Origin of the sequence: Bacillus sp. FSL R7-0646 (assembly GCF_037969865.1) — a bacterium.
Taxonomy (GTDB): domain Bacteria; phylum Bacillota; class Bacilli; order Bacillales; family Bacillaceae; genus Bacillus; species Bacillus licheniformis.
This window is the reverse complement of sequence record NZ_CP150217.1, coordinates 2,172,437-2,189,972: the sequence shown is the minus strand read 5'-3', so window position 1 is coordinate 2,189,972 and position 17,536 is coordinate 2,172,437. Positions and strand designations below refer to the sequence as shown.

Below are 17,536 nucleotides of genomic sequence, written 5' to 3'. Positions count from 1 at the left end.
TAAAGAATTATTTAACATAATATTATTATGTAAACTGAAAGAAATGTTTGAAAACCTTGACGAATTCGTTTATGCTTTTTAAAATGATAGTTTGTAGCCATGTGCAATTAGACCGAGAAGAAGAGGTGCTTAAGTGGAAAATAAACAAAATATATGGTCATCAAAGCTTGGATTTATCTTAGCTTCGGCCGGTTCGGCAATCGGGCTCGGCGCGATATGGAAGTTTCCTTATGTTGCCGGAACAAGCGGCGGCGGAGCATTTTTACTTATGTTTATTCTTTTTACTTTATTGATTGGGCTTCCTTTATTAATGGCGGAGTTCATTATCGGCAGAAAGACTCAAAAAGATGCGGTTGAATCCTATAAGGAGCTTGCTCCCGGCTCGCTCTGGCACTGGGTTGGGCGCCTCGGCATTATCACGTGTTTCATTCTGCTGTCTTTCTATAGTGTTGTCGGCGGCTGGATCATCATTTATATTGTCAAAGGGCTGACCGGTGAACTGTCAAGAAGTACGGATTATGCCGGTCTTTTCGGGGAGACGATTGCAAATCCGTATCTCGTTCTAGGGAGCCAGTTTGCATTTATCATCATAACGATCCTTGTTGTTGCAAAAGGAGTCAGAAGCGGAATAGAAAAGGCGAGCAAGTTTATGATGCCTGCTCTGTTCATTATTTTTCTGCTTTTGATCGTTCGTTCGCTCACACTTCCCGGTTCAATGGAGGGCTTGGAGTTTTTCTTAAAACCTGATCTTTCACATATCAAAGCCGAAACGGTGCTGTTTGCGCTTGGACAATCCTTTTTCTCGCTAAGCGTCGGTGTTTCCGTGATGGTAACGTACAGCTCTTATTTATCGAAAAAAGAAAACCTTGTACAGTCAGCCGTTTCAGTGACATTGCTCAATGTATCTGTAGCGATTCTTGCCGGGTTTGCGATTTTTCCGGCCGTTTTTTCATTCGGATTATCTCCTGATGCCGGCCCGATGCTGTTATTTAATGTGCTGCCGTCAGTCTTTCATAAGATGCCTTTAGGAATCATCTTTTTATTGGCGTTTCTGCTCTTATTTTTATTTGCTACACTGACGTCTGCATTTTCAATGCTTGAAATCCTTGTTTCTTCCTTGTCAAAAGGGGATCCTAAGAAAAGACAGGCTTTCGCTTGGGCGGGAGGAATTGCGATTTTCCTATTCGGTATTCCTTCAGCATTGTCATACGGCGTGCTTCAGGATGTGTCGATTTTTAATCTATCCATTTTTGATGCGGCGGATTATCTTGTCAGCAATATATTAATGCCGCTCGGCGCTTTGCTAATTGCCGTTTTCGTGCCGCTCAAAATTCCGAAAGACGAGCTTTTTGCCGAATTGAAAGAAGGCTCTAAAATCAGCAGAAAATGGTTTGCAGCCTGGCTTCTGCTGATCCGCTACGCAGCTCCAATCGTCATTATTGTCGTCTTTTTGGATGCTATCGGGGTATTTTAAGAATAAATTGTTTTTAAAAGGCCGGACCATCCGGCCTTTTTTCATGCAGACAGTTGCGTGTCGCTTAGGTCAGCCGCACTTTCATTTCTCGGCGGTATAACCGGCAAGAAGTGTGTGATGAAAGGGGGGAGAGGAAGGGAAAAAGCGGTTGTTTTTCTGGTCAGAAATTTAAAAAAGCTTGCCGGTTTACCGGCAAGCAGAAGAGGGGGATACATGGACTTTGATTAAGGTTTACGGAATGTTACTGTTTGGCCGTTTCGATCAAACCAGCCTTTAAAGGCCCAGTTAATCCAGCCGCCGTCTCCTTGGTTTGTAAATTGTCCGCTTTCAAATACCCAAATGCCGTAAATCACGCCATGATAGTTGGCAGATCCATAAAATTTAACTCCTCTTAAACCATTGTGATAGCCTTGGCTTAAGTTGAACACCATGACATTGTATCTTTGCCCTGCAGAATAAAAAGCGGTTTCCATGCAGTTTTTGACGAAACCGCTGCGGTTATTGCTTTGAACGATAGCGTCTCTAATCGAGTTTCCGATTCCTAAGAGGTCGAGGCTGATGCTGAGATCAATAGCGGAAGTTTTAAACTGCTGTTTTTCCTCGTTCAATGACTGATTGAGAGATGTAGGTATAGACATAGAAGGCAAGCTTGTAACAGAACTGTCCGTATGTTTTGATTCTTTCGCTTCCGATAAGTATGGCAGACAAGTCAAACCGAGCATTAAAGCTGTAAAGAAAGCAAACATTTTTTTCATGATTAACCCTCCTAATATAAATTGCTATTTTTCAAAAAACTGACCAGCTGAATCAGACAAACATCGACAGTTTGTTTCATCTATTACCTCCCTTCTCATAGAATAGCTTAACGATTTTTGGAATTAGAAGAATGAGGAAAATAGACTATTTTCCAAATAAATCAAAAAAATGTTCACATTTCATACTTAAGGCTCGATTTTGGGATATATTGATAGAATTTGCAGTCGGTATTTTATTTGCGGCCCTTTTCAAACAGCATGTCCGAGAGGGCGAATGGCAAGGGATTTCTCTGCCGACTATTTGAAAATCCTCAAGATAAACTGGGATATATAAACATTTATTGGTTATCTTCTTATATACAATAGAGGGTTGAAGAGAAAGCATAGATGCGCACGACCTATGTCGACGGCTGCCAGGCGTTTTAGAAGCATTCATGTAAGGAAAAGCGCGAGAGGATTTTAAGGCACGGCTTATTCATCTCTGATGACGGGGAATCCGGAGGAGAAATTTCGGCGACATCAGGCCAATGTCCGGCGCAGCAAATGGGCATGATCTGCCGAAACGCAAACAGGACTTCAACTATTGAAGTCCCGCCAGCGAATTTGAATCAGAACGGCTCCCATAAAACGCGCTTTGCTGACGCAAATCGCCTTTCAGGCTCTCTCCAGTCAACGACATTCCACCAATTATCGACGTATTTTGCCTTTTCATTTTTATATTGAAGGTAATATGCGTGCTCCCATACATCGAGCGGGAGCAGGGGGATCACATCCCATTGGCTCATCAGCTGATGTTTTTCTGCGATCAGAATTTCCAAGCGGTGCGAACGCGGCGCCCAGACGAGGATCGCCCAGCCGACGCCTTCCACTTTTTTCGCCGCTTCGGAAAAGTGTTCTTTAAAGGCCGAATAGCTGCCGAATGAACGGTTGATCATCTCCAGCAATTCGCCTGTCGGCCGTCTTTTTCCTTTTGGGTGCATCGCGTACCAAAATATCGTATGCAAATAGTCCCCGGCTCCGTGGAAGGCGAGCTCTCTTTCCCAATGGTTAACGAGGTCAAACTGTTTGGTTTGCCTCGCTTTCTGCAGTTCTTTTTCAGCTCTGTTCAAACCGTCGACATAGCTTTGGTGATGTTTTGTATGATGAAGAAACATAATTTCTTTTGAAATATAGGGCTCAAGGGCTGAATACGAGTAGGGCAGGCTTGGCAGGCGATGGCCTCCGATCGGCACTGTTCTGAATGGCTGCCGGCCTGCTTGAGACGCATCACTGCGGGAGATGGCTTGATACACGGCTTCTGCCTGCTCATACCATTCCTGTTCGGTCGCACGAGGATCATCCAATGATTGAAAAAGTTTTTCTAAATGGCTTTCTAAAGAAGGATCATCTTTCATCTGGTCTTTCAGGTCTTTGGCCCATGACGATATTTTTTCTTTGTAAGCATCTCTGTTCAATATGTCTCCCTCATTTCCGCTTTTTTAATAAATGCGCTTGAAGCGAGCAATGAAAACACAAAAGGATAACTGTGATAGCGGATGTAGAATTGGTTCGGCAGCCCGATTCCCGTCGGGTATTCGAGTCGCTCACGCGAGCTTTCGTGTTCATCGATGAGAAAACGGATCCCTTTTATGATCTGTGGGTCATCCGGACGCTCATATTGCAAAAGCGCCTCCAGCGCCCATGAAGATTGAACAACTGTTCCAAAGTGAAGAGGGACAAAACGCTTCGCTTCACAGCTTTTGCAAGATTCTCCCCAGCTTCCGTCTTCACGCTGGATCGATTTTAGCCAGGAGATCGCTTTTTTGACAGACGTCTGGTTGGCGGAAACCCCGACAGCTTTCATACCGGTGAGTGCGGCCCATGTACCGTAAATAAAGCAGACGCCCCATCTGCCATACCAAGAGCCGTCCGCTTTCTGATGATGATCAAGCCACCTGAGGGCGCGCCGGACCGCAGGATGGTTATCTGTGAACCGCCCTTTAAGCCCGAGCAGATGAAGAACGCGTCCGGTCAAGTCTGCCGTTGACGGATCGACTGCTGCCTCAGCGGCAGATTCGAGCGGCAGATTTCGAATAAGCGGATGGTCAACATCTTTTTCAAATGCCGCAAACCCTCCGTCCTTGTTTTGCATGGATAAAAGCCAGGCGAGCCCCCGGTTCCATGCATCCGGACGCCGTTGAAACGGAATAGCTTTTAATGCCGCAGCGGTATCGTCCAAATCGGGATTGTTTGTATTGATGTGTGAAAAACCCCACCCGCCAGGGACCGCTTGAGGATTTGAGACAGCCCAGTCCGCTTTTTTCACATGCTGTCTTTTGAGAAGGTAGTCGGCTGCCGATGAGGTGGAAGAATGTTGTTCAGGCACTCCGGATTCCTGCATGGCATAGCTGATGAGGGCCGTATCCCAGACGGTGGAAGTTGAGTTTTCCAAATGGGCCCCTTCCTTTCCGCATGATGAAATAAGACTTTTGATTCCGCTGACTGCTTTTTTGACAACGGGGGCGTTTTTAGATATTCCCATCGCAAGCAGGCTGTAAATCATGAACATGGTCGCGCTCGCATAGCTGTATAGCGTTCCGTCTTCTTCGATTCTGTCCAGCATATATTTTTTGCCGGCCTCAAATCCGAGCTGATGGACGTAAGCCGGCCATTGAAAGAGCTGTTTCCATTGCAGATTGAAAGAATAGAAGGTTCTTTCGTCAAAGGCGCGGATGTTCAGCCATTCGAGAGGGTTTTTTGACATGGCTTCATCCAGGTGCCGAAGCGAGCCGATTTGGTTGTTTTTTAAAGAGAATCGCCGATTAAACGTAATGGCCATGGGGACAAAATGAATTCTTGCGTATGTGCTGAAATGGTAAAAATGCAGCGGGAAATAGGACGGGATCAGCAAAAACGAGAGCGGAATATAGGCTCTCGGCCATGGATACAGACCGTTGGCGGCGAGCATCCACTTCGTCATAAAGTGGACGCCCTTCAATCCGCCTGCGTCCTTAATAAAAGCTTCGGCTTTCTGCATATGCGGAGCTTTCCGGTCATAGAGCCCCGAAGCCAGCATTCCGGTATAGCCCTGGACTGTCGCGGTCAGATTGCCTGCTCTTTCATCCGGGTGATTGCGAAACGCGCCGTCTTCGCTCTGCCTTGAACGGATTCGTTCAGCAAGACTTGCGATGAGAGAAGAGTCCTGATCGCCGAGTGATGTCAGCATCAGAATGAAAAAACTGTCCGTCATCACGGGCCCTTCAAAACAAAACCGCCACGAACCATCAGATCTTTGTCTGTTTTGAAGCTCTGCGAGCGTCTTTTGCCTGAAAGCTTTCACGTCTTCTAGTATAGATCGCAATCTTCTCATCTCCTTCATCTTACTGTATTCATTTGGGAAATGTGTCATGCCAATCGGGTGAAAACAGAAGAACATAGATTTTAAATAAGTGATGAGGATACAGTCGTCAAGTCAGCATGGGCACGCCGCGCTTTTATTAGGCGGTGGGCATCATCAGGGAATCGTGAGTGTAGTGATTTGTCTTTAATAACTTCATTTACCCCCGTTCCAACATCAGGTATTGTATAAAGAGAGACTTTAGATTAAACAATGGTTGGGAGATGTTGATGAATGAATATTGAACAGATGCTGTATGACACCGCAGTCGAATTGATCAAAAAGAGGTATCCGACCGGATGGGGCGGGGCAGCCGCCATGTATACCGAGGACGGAAGAATCTTAACGAGCGTAGCCCCGGAAGTAATCAACGCTTCAACAGAATTATGCATTGAAACGGGCGCCATTCTCGAAGCCCATAAGTATCAGGCGAAAATAACGCACTCTGTTTGTGTTGCAAGAGACGACGAACATTCCGAATGCAAGGTATTAACGCCGTGCGGGGTATGCCAGGAAAGACTTTTTTATTGGGGTCCTGATCTTAAAGCAGCTGTAACTGTACCGGATGGGCGCCTGGTTTATAAAACTTTAAAGGAAATACAGCCATACCATTGGTTTGCCGCGTATCAAAAGTAGCAGGGGAGGGGCGTTCGATGTTCAAGAGCCGCAAGGTTTATCTCAGACCTGTTGAAAAAGGCGATATGGAGAGCTTTTACAAAGCCGTTCAAAATGAAGACATCAGGTATATGACGGGCACGACGCGCGAATATACGATGGAAGACCTTTATGAGCACTATGAGAGAATCACGAGTGATGAGACGCGCTATGATTTTGCCGTCTGCTTAAAGGAGGACGATCGTTTGATAGGCGATCTGTCCATTATGGACATTGACCGGAGGAATCGAAAAGCGGGGTTTAGAATTGCTTTGCACAGCCCCGCTTATTTGAACAAAGGCTATGGGATTGAAGCGGTGCGGCTGGCCATGCAGCTTGCTTTCGAAAGGCTCGATCTTAACCCCCTCCAGCTCGAAGTCTTTTCACACAATATCCGCGCGCTGAAAGCATATGAAAAAGCGGGATTTAAAATGGAAGGAAGGATCAGGGAGGCTCTTTATATGAATGAGCAGTACTCGGATGAAATCATTATGGGGATATTGAAGCGGGAATACGAAGAGCTGATGTCCCGCTGAATCGGAGGACGCGGGAGCATTTGATTTTTTGATCGCCGCTTTGTTTGTTCTTATTATTCAATCTTTGCTGAACAGCTGCAAATGCCGCCGAAGACAGGCCGCCGCCGATCAGCGCCGCTGTGCTTCTTTTATTTCAAAAACGATCACTCCAAATATCCCGTTAATGAGAAAAAACCGCAGCAGCTTCATCCTTCTATTTTCCCTTTCGTCTGCTGCCTTGCAGATTGGCTGTACGTTCTTAAATCCCGGACGAAAAATGTGGCAGCGGCTGTTCCGGCATATAATACAGCGGCAGCGATAAATACGCTTCGTACCCCGATCAAGTCTGCCAAAGCCCCCATGATGGCGATTGTTATGATAGACCATGCAGTCAAAATGGTATTTTTGGCGGCGGTAACCGGTGCACGCTCTTCATCTGTCAACGTATCTTGAAGGATAACCGTCTGGCTGACGTCTCTTACTTGATAAAGCGGACCCATCATGATACAGAGGATGACCGAAAGGAGGGGATTTGACGAATAGGCGAATAAAAGCGTTGTGATTCCCATTGAAACAGAACCCAAGACAATCATGAGGCCAAGCCTTTTTTTGAGCTGGTTGGAAAAGAGCACAGCGAGAATGCCGCCCAAAATCGCTCCCAAAAAATAACCGGCATTGATGAATCCCCACCAAGCCTCTCCTTTATTTAGCGCCTCTTTAGTAAAAGCCAGCAAAACGGCGGAAGTCCAGACTGCATTTGCTAAACCTTCCGACATGTCCATCATCGTAAGCAGCAAAACGGTTTTCTTCCTGTAAACAGTGCGCCAGACCGATTGTGCGCGGGCTTTTTGACGAGGGATAATCGCTTTTTTGAAATCCGGCAATCTGATTAAAAGCCCTGATATGAAAAAGAGTGCTGCTGTAAACACTGTCAACGTATAAGTCTGGGCCAAAACGGTTAAAAAGCCGCCGAGACCCCAGCCTGCCGCCTGGACAAACTGGTTGACCGTTACGATGCTTCCCGATGCAGCCACGTAATCGCGCTTTTTAATGGCTTGGTACAGTAAACCTAACTGTGCGGGAGTATACCAGGAGCCGACAAAGCTTTGCAAAAATAGCAGCAGATAAATGATATAAGAGGGTAAGCCAAGCGATTGGCATAAGCCGATGCATAATGCACAGACCGCTCTGAACCATGTTGACCAGGCCGCTGTTTGCAGCAGATCGAGACGCTGAATAGCAAAAGCAGCGATCGCTCCGCCTAATACACTGCCGAACGAGGATAAAGCCAAAACCAGACCGGATCCGAATACAGAGTTCGTTTCCTTAAATACATCGACCATGACAATGATCGTCATCAAGATTGATCCGACAGCCTGCGCTGTTTGCGACGCCCATATGTATCTAAAGTTTTTTTGTTTCCAGATGGTTATGCCAAGAGAGGAAGAATACACGATTCTATCATTCCAGTCGACTTGAATTGTCATCTATTTTACCATATGTATCTATAAATGTTTATTTCTATAAAAAAGAAAACCGCCCTGATCGACAGGGCGGCTGCAGAAGCTCATGTCGAGTTATTCGCCTGTATGAATCCAGACGCTCTTAACCTCTGTATAGTTATCCAGAGCGTATGAGCCCATTTCACGTCCGAGTCCAGACTGCTTGTAGCCGCCGAATGGGGATGCGGCGTCAAAAGCATTATAGCAGTTGACCCAAACGGTACCGGCTTGCAGACGGTCGGCGATATAGTGGGCGTTTTTCAAATTTTCCGTCCATACGCCCGCAGCGAGGCCGTATTCGCTGCGATTGGCCCGTTCGATGACTTCATCAACCGTTTCATAAGGAATCGCCGCCAAAACAGGACCGAAGATTTCTTCTTTTGCTATTGTCATCTCATCCTCGACATTTGTGAATACAGTCGGAGAAACAAAGTATCCCTGTTCATAAGGGCATGTTCCGCCGGCCGCGATTTTCGCACCCTCCTGGCGTCCTTTTTCAATATACGAGAGGACGCGTTCATGCTGTTCTTTGCTGACAAGCGGTCCCATTTGCGTGTCTTCATGAAGGCCCGCACCTTGGCGGAGCGATTTTGAATAAGCGGCCATTTCATCAACGACTTTGTCATATTGGTCTTTATGGATGAAAACGCGCGATCCCGCACAGCAAACTTGGCCCTGGTTGAACATAACGCCGGTTAGTGCGCCTGGAATCGCTTTCTTCAGGTCGGCGTCAGGGAGGATGATATTCGGCGACTTTCCGCCGAGCTCAAGGGTAACACGTTTGACCGATTTGGCCGCTTTCTCCATTATCTTTTTGCCGATTTCAGTTGACCCTGTGAATGCCAGTTTGTCGACAAGGGCATGGTCGGTCAGAGCTTCTCCGGCCGTCTCCCCAAAGCCAGGGATGATGTTGATGACGCCTTTCGGGAAGCCTGCCTCATCGATCAGCTCAGCTAAATACAGAGCGGAAAGCGGCGTTTGTTCAGCCGGTTTTAAGACAACCGTACATCCGGCTGCAAGGGCGGCTCCCATTTTCCACATAGCCATCAGAAGCGGGAAGTTCCAAGGGATAATTTGCCCGACAACTCCGACAGGCTCATGCCGTGTATAGTTAAAATAAGGTCCGTTAACAGGAATTGTCTGTCCGGTTATTTTCGTCGCCCAGCCCGCATAATAGCGCATATGTTCAATTGACAGCGGAATATCGCCTGCGGTCGTTTCGCTGATCGGCTTTCCGTTATCCAGCGTTTCAAGCTGAGCCAGTTCCGTTTTATGTTCCTCCATCAGATCGGCGAGTTTGTACATCAGCCGGCTTCTTTCGGCAGGGTTCATCGTCCGCCACTCACCGCGGTCAAAGGCTTCCCGCGCAGCTTTTACAGCTTTGTCCACATCCTCGGGACCTGCTTCATATAACGTGGCGAGCGTTTCACCAGTCGCCGGGTTTGGGGTCTCAAACGTTTTGTTTGAGGCGCTGGCTACAAATTCCCCGTTAATATAGAGCTTCTTTGTTCCCTGCAAAAATGACTCCAGCTTCTTACTGACCTGCATCGTTAATGAACTCATGTTTGTCAAACAAACCTCCTTTAAAATTTTGGTCTGTCTTCAGGTGAGTTGTCTTGGTGCTGGTTTGTCTTTTAGTTCGGTCATTACGCGGATGAAAGAGGGATATATTTCTGATTTTGGAACTATACACCACCATTCTATAACAGGGAATGAAACCAAATCAATATTCATGTTTGGCAAAAACCACATTCGCCGACAGAGCGCATTGCATTTCGGCGAAAAAACGCTACAATGGAAACTATACACGTATGAAAAAGGAGACATCCACATGATTCATGAAAAATGGCAGAACAATAAAACCATTAAAAAAGTAAAGTGCATACATACCGATGCCAAAAAGTATATCGTCAACAGAGCGCTGACCGTCGGTAACATATACGAGGTCAAAAACGAAACGGGAGAATTTTTGTTTATCATCGATAATACAAACAAAGTCGGCGGCTATTACAAAGAATACTTTGAAGAAGTAAAAGCCTGAATTCATTCGCATAAAGTTTCAACAAAACCGAACACTTTCATAAAAAATCGGCTGGCTGAATCGGAAGTGTGACCAAGTGCCGACGTACATAAAAGGCATAATAACGTCAGAGGAGAACCGCAGAAGCAGAACATCTTGCTGCGGTTTTTTGCTGTATCCGCTATGCACCTTTTGATTCATAGCAAACGAAAAATAAGCTGAAAAAACTGATGAAAAGTTGAAACCTCACGCGTCCGCCGGGCGTATTAATTGATAGTAAAAACAAACATATAGAGTTAAAGAAATGTAATCTGCTCGTAATTGTTTATAAATCAGGGTTATCGTATCCTTATTATTAACTGACAGCATACTTTGCCTTGTGCATAAACATAAATTGGACACATAGAAAGAGGGGTTTTGATTGGGCGTTTTTTCAGCAAGCAAAACAGCAGACGGCAAAAAATTTGAACCGCTGCTTATAGAAGGAGAAAAAATTGAATCGGTTTGCAGACTAAGAATGGATCAAATATGTTTTACGAACAAGCGGATTATTTTTTTTGATAATAAACTGTTTTCTAAAAAGAAAGTCCGCGTCTTCCTGCCTTACAGATCGATTGAAGGCTTTGCGATTAGAGAAGTCAGCATGTTCAATCCAGACAGTTCTCTTTCTCTGATGACCAGCAGCAAAATCTTTGATCTGGAATTTACGAAGGATACCGACATGCTTGAAATTCAAGCGCTGTTATCAAAATACTTATGTGCATAATCTCAACAGGCTGTTCAAACGCTCCTTTGCGAATGAACGGTCTTTTTTTGCGGAGAAATGCACGTTTTCCCTTTTGGCAATCGGGTAATGAAAAAGAAAGGAGGATGATCAACATGCCATTGACAGAGGAACAAAAACAGCACCTTTACGATAAATTAATCAGCTTAAAAAACGAAATCACAGGTACAAAGTCTGAGGTGCAGCCGATGAATGAAGAAACAGGCGAATTGTCAAACGGTATTGACAATCATCTTGCCGACCATGCCGGCGTGTATACCGAACGAATGAGGGACCAGGCTTTCCGGCAATCGGACGATGCTTTGCTGAAAGAGATCGAAGACGCTTTAAATAGGATGAAAGACGGCACATACGGCACGTGTGAAACAACGGGAAAAGAAATCCCCTATGAACGCCTTGAAGCGATTCCATATGCGCGAAGAACCGCCGAAGCTCAAGCGGAAGCAGAAGCAAGACAAGAAGACCGCACAGAGAATGATCGGCAATTTACACGGCAAATGAAGGATTTGACGAATAAAGAAACGATGGACCAAAAACATTCATACGTCTATGAACGGCTTGACCAGGAACAGGACTCCAAATAAAGCGCCCAATGGGTGCTTTTTTTGGTTAGAAAAATAAATGAGTTGACTTTCTATTTAAATGAAAGTAACATACTATTTGTAAGTAAATATTAAAACGTTAGCAACGGGAGGAAAATAGAATGTCTAAAGTATTGTTTGTTAAAGCTAATGACCGTACAGCTGAAGAAGCTGTATCTGTAAAACTTTATAAAGCGTTTCTTAACAGCTATAAAGAAAATCATCCAAACGATGAAATTGTAGAGCTTGACCTTTACAGAGAAAACCCGCCGTACCTAGGCAGAAATGCCATTAACGGGACATTTAAAGCAGGAAAAGGCATGGAATTGAACGAGGATGAAAAAGCTGCCGCCGCTGTAGCGGATCGTTACTTAGACGAATTCGTCAAAGCCGATAAGGTTGTTTTTGCTTTCCCATTGTGGAACTTCGCCGTTCCAGCTGTACTTCACACTTATGTGGACTACTTGTCCCGCGCAGGAGTGACGTTTACATACACTCCTGAAGGACCTAAAGGCCTGATGGGAGATAAGAAGGTTGCTCTGTTAAATGCAAGAGGGGGCTTCTATTCTGAAGGACCGATGGCTGCAATGGAAATGTCGTTGAACTACATGAAAACCGTCATGGGCTTCTTCGGTGTTCAAGACTTGCATACCGTTGTCATCGAAGGACACAACGCTGTTCCTGACGACGCTCAAAAAATTATTGAAAACGGCTTAGCAGAAGCTAAAAAGCTTGCAGCATCATTTTAATTGTGAAACCCTTGTTCCAAAGACGGAACAAGGGTTTTTTTATTTATGTCGTTTGCTTCAGGCTTAATAAATAATAAATATAGTCCGTTGGCACACCCGCTTCACCCATTTGTCTCAGCATCGCTGAAATATTGCCTCTGTGATAAGTGCCGTGGTTGACTACGTGATGAAGGATTTCGCTAATAGGCGTTTTGATTTCGCCTAATATTGGATGGGCAATCGTGATTTCACCATCGGGGTCTTCAAGATTTTCAAAAAACGCTTCATATTGAAGCGCCGTGTCATGAAAGATGGAAATGAAGTCATCGATCTTTTTCCTCTTTAATCCTTCTTTCAGACGCATGCCTGTTTCCTTTGCTTCCTCGTAAGCGGCTCCGGATATGATCTTCAGCCATAAGGCGTCAGCCACGCACATATGGGTAACAACCTCAGATACAGTTTGAAAAACGCTTTTGATTTCCCGGGTGAACAGCTCTTCAGGCAGGCTTTTCAGGTGGGTGAGCACCCTTTGATTCGCCCAATTGTGATAATCTAAATGCTTTAATGCGCTATGTGTCATTTTTTGTCCTCCTCACTTTTTTATATCAATTCGTGAAAAAGACGGATATTCCTTTAATCAATGAAAAATGCCTCTGGTCATAAACGTAAAAAAACCTGCCGGGTCGGCAGGCTTTCATGCTTATTCTTCGTCCTGTTTTTTAGAGGGGGTAACCGGATAAAGCTCCTCTGATGATTCGCTTTGATACTGCAATGAACCAGGCTTTTCTCTGTTTTCCCGTTTTCCGTTTTCTGTTTCGTTCAAGACGTTGGCTTCCATATAGCGGTGGAAAAAATATTCGAACACTGTGACGCCGATCGCTGACACGATTGAAGCTGCAGCAAGCGTACCATACGGGGGATTATTTTGCATGGCGAGAATCACCCAAATCAATACGAGTGAAAGGCCAAAATCTCCCATTGTCGCGGTTGTATTGTTTGTTCTCGGCAGCAGCAGAAGATCTCCGACCAGATAGGATATCACACCCAGAAACAATGTCAAAACAAACATTTCACCGAATGGAACGCCAAAAAACAGAGTTAGGACCACATATAAAAGGACAAGGCTCACAATGAATTTTAAACACAATGCTCTTACATGCTTCATTTCGTTTCCTCACCTTTCAGCTTATTTTAAAGCATTCCTGTTTTGTTGCTGTTTATTGTTTTTGTCATCCTGCTGGAATGCGCTTTCTGTTTCGTGATCGTTTTTCAGCTGCTCAAGGCTGCTGTTTTGAATACCTTTCTTCTGCATGGTCTCACCACCTTTTTCACTATATTTTGGATTGTTTTTGATTTCTTATACATAACACGAAAAAAGCAAAAAAGAGGGTTATCCCTCTTCCTGAAAGCCGGTCATTTTTTTCTCAGCCCTGCCGCATATGCAGGGCCCATTCCGGTTATTTTTGATAAAATCAGCGCCATATCATGCGGCGTCTCTTTCATCCCGTTCTCAAGCCATTGCTGCATAACGCTGATATGAGCGCCGGTTATGTAGGAAATCAAGTAGTCTTCCGGTACAATCGGATCCGTTCTGATCGCTGTTTTCAGCCGTTTTAAATTGCTGATCAAAACCGATTTGAATTTTAAACGGAAAGAACCCGGGCCTTTAGGGCCTAAAACTGCCTTCATAAAAACTTCGTTTTCTTTTATATATTGAAAAATGTCGACGACGAATGTCAGCGGATGGTCAATCACATCCTGATTTAATACATCCATTGAGTGAATCGAGCGTTTAGCAATTTTATTGATCTCTTGGATGATTTCCTCCTCGCTTTGGTCCAGCAAATCGTATTTATCTTCGTAGTGCAAGTAAAACGTGCCGCGGTTAATATCGGCTTTCTTCGTAATGTCCGTAACGGATATCTCTTCAAACGCTTTATTTTTCATCAGTTCAGAGAGTGCGTCTCTAATCATTTTTTTCGTGCGTTTTACCCTGCGGTCTTTTTTCTGCTCAGTCATTCAAATCCTCCTGACGGTTCATGAAAATCAACAATTTCCATCTTTGTGTTGAGAACTTAACATTTGCCGATTGATTGTTCATTGCGTTCTCCTTTTGCGCAATTATAATAAACATGATGAATATTAATCAACATAGTGTTTATTTTATTCGTATAAAGAAGGTATGCCGCGTTAGGCATCTGTTCATGGTTTGAGCTGAATATTGATGCATGTCACGCTGGAAAATGCGGTGTAAAGTTGCTGCAAAAAGCGGATTTTAAGGAGAGGATAGAATGGAGAAATACGTGCTGTATTTCAATGAAATCGATCAATTTGACTTGCCCTCTGTCGGCGGGAAAGGGGCGAACCTTGGGGAAATGACAAAAGCGGGCTTTCCCGTTCCTCAGGGATTTTGCATATCAACTGAAGCCTACCGTGCGTTCATACAAACAAGCGGCATCATCGACAGTCTGTTCGATCAGCTTGAACAGCTCAAACATGATGATCTTGAACAGATTCGGACTGTGGGGAAACAAATTCGTGAGCATCTTGCTCAGATCTCCATGCCTGACGAGATCAAATCGGCGATATTGGAGGGCATAGATACGACCGGCAAAGATAAAGCCTATGCCGTCCGCTCCAGCGCAACGGCTGAAGACCTGCCAGATGCTTCATTCGCGGGACAGCAGGACACCTTTTTGAACGTCTGCGGGAAAGATCAGCTTCTTGAAGCGGTGAAACAATGCTGGTCCTCGCTGTTTACAGACAGGGCGATTTCCTACCGAGCGAAAAACGGTTTCGACCACCGCTCTGTCTTTCTTGCGGTTGTCGTTCAAGAGATGGTTTTTCCCGAGGTTTCCGGAATTATGTTCACGGCGGATCCGATCACGGGGCACCGCAAAACGGTATCCATCGATGCCAGCTTCGGCTTGGGTGAAGCGTTGGTGTCCGGCGTCGTCAGCGCTGATCTGTATCAGATTCGGTCTGGTGAAATCGTTAAAAAACAACTCTCTAAGAAAGAATCGGCCATTTACTCCGTACCAGAGGGAGGAACCGTCCAGAAAACCCTCTCTCCGGAAAAACAACAAACACAGGCTTTGCCGGATCCAAGAATCATTGAATTAGCAGAACTGGGGCGCAAAATCGAGGCTCACTATGGCAAGGAACAGGATATCGAGTGGGCTTTTGCCGGCGGCAGGTTTTACATTCTTCAAAGCCGGCCAATCACATCCCTTTACCCGGTCGTACGCTTTTTTGATGATAGGCCGCACGTATTGATTAATTTTGGCTACATCCAAATGATGACCGATCCGCTGAAACCATTGGGTGTATCGGTTATCAGCCAAGTCCTCCGATTTTTAAAAAAAGATCCTTCGGCACAGCCGATTCTTCGCGAAGCGGGAGGAAGAGTCTTTGCCGATATTACGGGTGCTCTCTCCCTCAAATTCGTCCGAAGCCGGCTGCTTAAAGTATTGAGCGGCATGGATCAGTTGATGGCATCAGCTGTATCGGAGGTAGTCAAGCGCAAAGAACATCAGCTATATTCCACATCCACAAAAGGCATTTTTCATATTGCCGGGAATTTGGCGCCGATTTTGATTCCGGCAGCATTAAAAGTTGCCGGAATCCTGCTCATGAGAAATCCGGATAAAGCCGAGAAAAAAGCGGAATTGATCATTGAAGCGATCGTGACGGACACCGAAGAGCAGCTTAGCCGGACTTCCGGTGCTGAGACGATCCGCGTCATCCAAAAAGGAATGGGAAACATGTTGCAAGACGTGCTTTCAAAAGTCGCTGTGTATGTCTTGAGCGGAATGATTGCAGCCGGATTGCTCGAAAAAAAGCTGAAAAAGAAGCTGGGGGACGAGAAAAGCGCTATTTTGCTGGGGAAATTGTATAAATTCCTGCCCCATAATGTCACAACGGAAATGGGTCTAGAGTTAGGAGATCTTTCCGATCAGGCGAGAAAGTATCCTGCTGTCATTGACTATTTCAAGCGTGCAAACAGCGAAAATTTTATGGAAGAACTGCTCAAAATCCCCGGCGGCGCCGAAATGAAACGCAGTTTAGACGATTTTCTCAAAAAGTACGGGATGCGGTGCGTGGGAGAAATCGATTTGACAAGGCCGAGATGGGCCGAGGCCCCGGTTCAGCTCGTTCCGTCCATACTCAGCCATATTCGGACGATTGCCGCCGGGGAACACAGAAGGAAATTTAAACAAGGTGAAACCGAAGCGGAAGAGGCAAAAAAGGAGATCATCTCTCAATTTCGTTTTCCAGAAAAAAAGAGAGTCTCCCGGCTCGTTCATATGTACCGAAGCTTGATGGGAATGCGGGAGCATCATAAATTTACACTTGTAAAACTGATGTTTTTATACAAAAAAGCGATTCTTAAAGAAGCCCGCACCCTCGTTGGAAAAGGGATTTTGAATTGTGAAGAAGATGTCTTTTACTTTACGCTTGAGGAGCTTATCGCCCTATTGGAGAATCGCGGCATCGGGGATATTCCGGAATTGTTAGCAGACAGAAAACGGCAGCATACGTCCAATCAAAAGCTCACATCTCCACGCGTGATGACGAGTGAAGGGGAGATCATCACAGGAAAGCTGCGAAATGAAAAAAGTCCTGAAGGCGCTCTCACAGGTACCCCTGTTTCCGCGGGAATCATCGAAGGGACCGCCAGAGTTGCAAAGAGTCCTGAAGACGCGAAGCTGAATCAAGGGGACATATTAGTGGCGCCGTATACTGATCCGGGCTGGACTCCGCTCTTTACTTCAGCGGTCGGACTGATTACGGAAGTAGGCGGCATGATGACCCATGGTTCAGTAGTGGCAAGGGAATACGGCATTCCTGCTGTCGTCGGGATCGACAAAGCGACAGAAATCATAGAAGACGGCGCTTACATCCGAGTCGACGGAACAAACGGGTTTGTTCAAATATTGGACGGCAACGGCTCCTGAGTTATTTTAAATAAAGGCTTTATATAGGAAAATTGATATTTGATACCTATACGAATCCTTGATATAACCAGAATGGGAACGTGCGTTCGATATCGTTGTCAAGGCGAGCAAAAACAAGGCGGTTATTGATAGAAGAAGCGAATCAGATATTATAGAGATAATATCATTTCCAAAGAAATTGAGGAGAAA

Annotated in this window: 17 protein-coding genes; 8 read left to right on the top strand and 9 right to left on the bottom strand. The window is 45.3% G+C overall.

Annotated features, from left to right (window positions below):
- Positions 1–133: 133 nt before the first annotated feature.
- Complete coding sequence (locus MKY62_RS11175) at positions 134–1,474, top strand: sodium-dependent transporter (protein ID WP_003182687.1); 1,341 nt, start codon at positions 134–136, stop codon at positions 1,472–1,474.
- Between the two features lie 224 nt (positions 1,475–1,698).
- Here the strand turns inward: MKY62_RS11175 and MKY62_RS11170 are convergent, their stop codons facing one another.
- From MKY62_RS11170 to MKY62_RS11160, 3 genes are all read right to left on the bottom strand, one after another.
- A complete protein-coding gene (locus MKY62_RS11170) occupies positions 1,699–2,229 on the bottom strand; it encodes a hypothetical protein (RefSeq protein WP_003182685.1) in 531 nt (176 codons plus the stop codon).
- A gap of 608 nt (positions 2,230–2,837) precedes the next feature.
- Positions 2,838–3,683, bottom strand: coding sequence for a superoxide dismutase (locus MKY62_RS11165; protein WP_003182683.1), 846 nt, complete (start codon positions 3,681–3,683; stop codon positions 2,838–2,840).
- Positions 3,680–5,569, bottom strand: a complete 1,890-nt coding sequence (locus tag MKY62_RS11160; RefSeq protein ID WP_003182681.1) for a prenyltransferase/squalene oxidase repeat-containing protein — start codon at positions 5,567–5,569, stop codon at positions 3,680–3,682. The genes MKY62_RS11165 and MKY62_RS11160 overlap by 4 nt, the downstream gene beginning before the upstream one ends.
- Before the next feature lie 270 nt (positions 5,570–5,839).
- Between MKY62_RS11160 and MKY62_RS11155 the strand changes: the two genes are divergently transcribed.
- Positions 5,840–6,241, top strand: a complete 402-nt coding sequence (locus tag MKY62_RS11155) for a cytidine deaminase (RefSeq protein ID WP_003182679.1) — start codon at positions 5,840–5,842, stop codon at positions 6,239–6,241.
- 17 nt (positions 6,242–6,258) lie between these two features.
- Positions 6,259–6,795, top strand: coding sequence for a GNAT family protein (locus tag MKY62_RS11150; protein WP_003182677.1), 537 nt, complete (start codon positions 6,259–6,261; stop codon positions 6,793–6,795).
- A gap of 185 nt (positions 6,796–6,980) precedes the next feature.
- Here the strand turns inward: MKY62_RS11150 and MKY62_RS11145 are convergent, their stop codons facing one another.
- Both MKY62_RS11145 and MKY62_RS11140 read right to left on the bottom strand, forming a co-directional pair.
- Positions 6,981–8,261: an MFS transporter gene (locus tag MKY62_RS11145; RefSeq protein ID WP_003182675.1), complete on the bottom strand. Its 1,281-nt coding sequence runs from the start codon at positions 8,259–8,261 to the stop codon at positions 6,981–6,983.
- Positions 8,262–8,351: 90 nt separating this feature from the next.
- Complete coding sequence (locus MKY62_RS11140; RefSeq protein ID WP_009328061.1) at positions 8,352–9,839, bottom strand: aldehyde dehydrogenase family protein; 1,488 nt, start codon at positions 9,837–9,839, stop codon at positions 8,352–8,354.
- 268 nt (positions 9,840–10,107) lie between these two features.
- Here MKY62_RS11140 and MKY62_RS11135 point away from each other — a divergent pair, with 268 nt between their 5' ends.
- From MKY62_RS11135 to MKY62_RS11120, 4 genes are all read left to right on the top strand, one after another.
- Positions 10,108–10,317: a DUF6501 family protein gene (locus MKY62_RS11135; protein WP_003182671.1), complete on the top strand. Its 210-nt coding sequence runs from the start codon at positions 10,108–10,110 to the stop codon at positions 10,315–10,317.
- Between the two features lie 400 nt (positions 10,318–10,717).
- Positions 10,718–11,062: a PH domain-containing protein gene (locus tag MKY62_RS11130; protein ID WP_003182669.1), complete on the top strand. Its 345-nt coding sequence runs from the start codon at positions 10,718–10,720 to the stop codon at positions 11,060–11,062.
- A 113-nt stretch (positions 11,063–11,175) separates the two neighbouring features.
- Positions 11,176–11,664 carry a TraR/DksA C4-type zinc finger protein gene (locus MKY62_RS11125; RefSeq protein WP_003182667.1) on the top strand — a complete coding sequence of 163 codons (489 nt, stop codon included), beginning with the start codon at positions 11,176–11,178 and terminating at the stop codon, positions 11,662–11,664.
- A 119-nt stretch (positions 11,665–11,783) separates the two neighbouring features.
- Complete coding sequence (locus MKY62_RS11120; protein WP_003182665.1) at positions 11,784–12,410, top strand: FMN-dependent NADH-azoreductase; 627 nt, start codon at positions 11,784–11,786, stop codon at positions 12,408–12,410.
- A 43-nt stretch (positions 12,411–12,453) separates the two neighbouring features.
- Here the strand turns inward: MKY62_RS11120 and MKY62_RS11115 are convergent, their stop codons facing one another.
- The 4 genes from MKY62_RS11115 to MKY62_RS11100 all read right to left on the bottom strand — a co-directional run bounded on the left by MKY62_RS11115 (position 12,454) and on the right by MKY62_RS11100 (position 14,408).
- The gene (locus tag MKY62_RS11115; RefSeq protein WP_003182663.1) at positions 12,454–12,969 is read right to left on the bottom strand and encodes a DinB family protein; all 516 of its coding nucleotides are present in this window, start codon (positions 12,967–12,969) and stop codon (positions 12,454–12,456) included.
- Positions 12,970–13,089: 120 nt separating this feature from the next.
- Entirely contained in the window at positions 13,090–13,554 is a 465-nt protein-coding gene (locus tag MKY62_RS11110; protein WP_003182661.1) for a YndM family protein, read from the bottom strand.
- Positions 13,555–13,575: 21 nt separating this feature from the next.
- Positions 13,576–13,701: a hypothetical protein gene (locus tag MKY62_RS11105; protein WP_003182659.1), complete on the bottom strand. Its 126-nt coding sequence runs from the start codon at positions 13,699–13,701 to the stop codon at positions 13,576–13,578.
- Between the two features lie 101 nt (positions 13,702–13,802).
- Positions 13,803–14,408 (bottom strand): TetR/AcrR family transcriptional regulator, encoded by a 606-nt coding sequence (locus MKY62_RS11100; RefSeq protein WP_003182658.1) that lies wholly within the window; start codon positions 14,406–14,408, stop codon positions 13,803–13,805.
- A gap of 272 nt (positions 14,409–14,680) precedes the next feature.
- Here MKY62_RS11100 and MKY62_RS11095 point away from each other — a divergent pair, with 272 nt between their 5' ends.
- Positions 14,681–17,347 carry a phosphoenolpyruvate synthase gene (locus MKY62_RS11095; protein WP_003182655.1) on the top strand — a complete coding sequence of 889 codons (2,667 nt, stop codon included), beginning with the start codon at positions 14,681–14,683 and terminating at the stop codon, positions 17,345–17,347.
- Positions 17,348–17,536 lie beyond the last annotated feature (189 nt).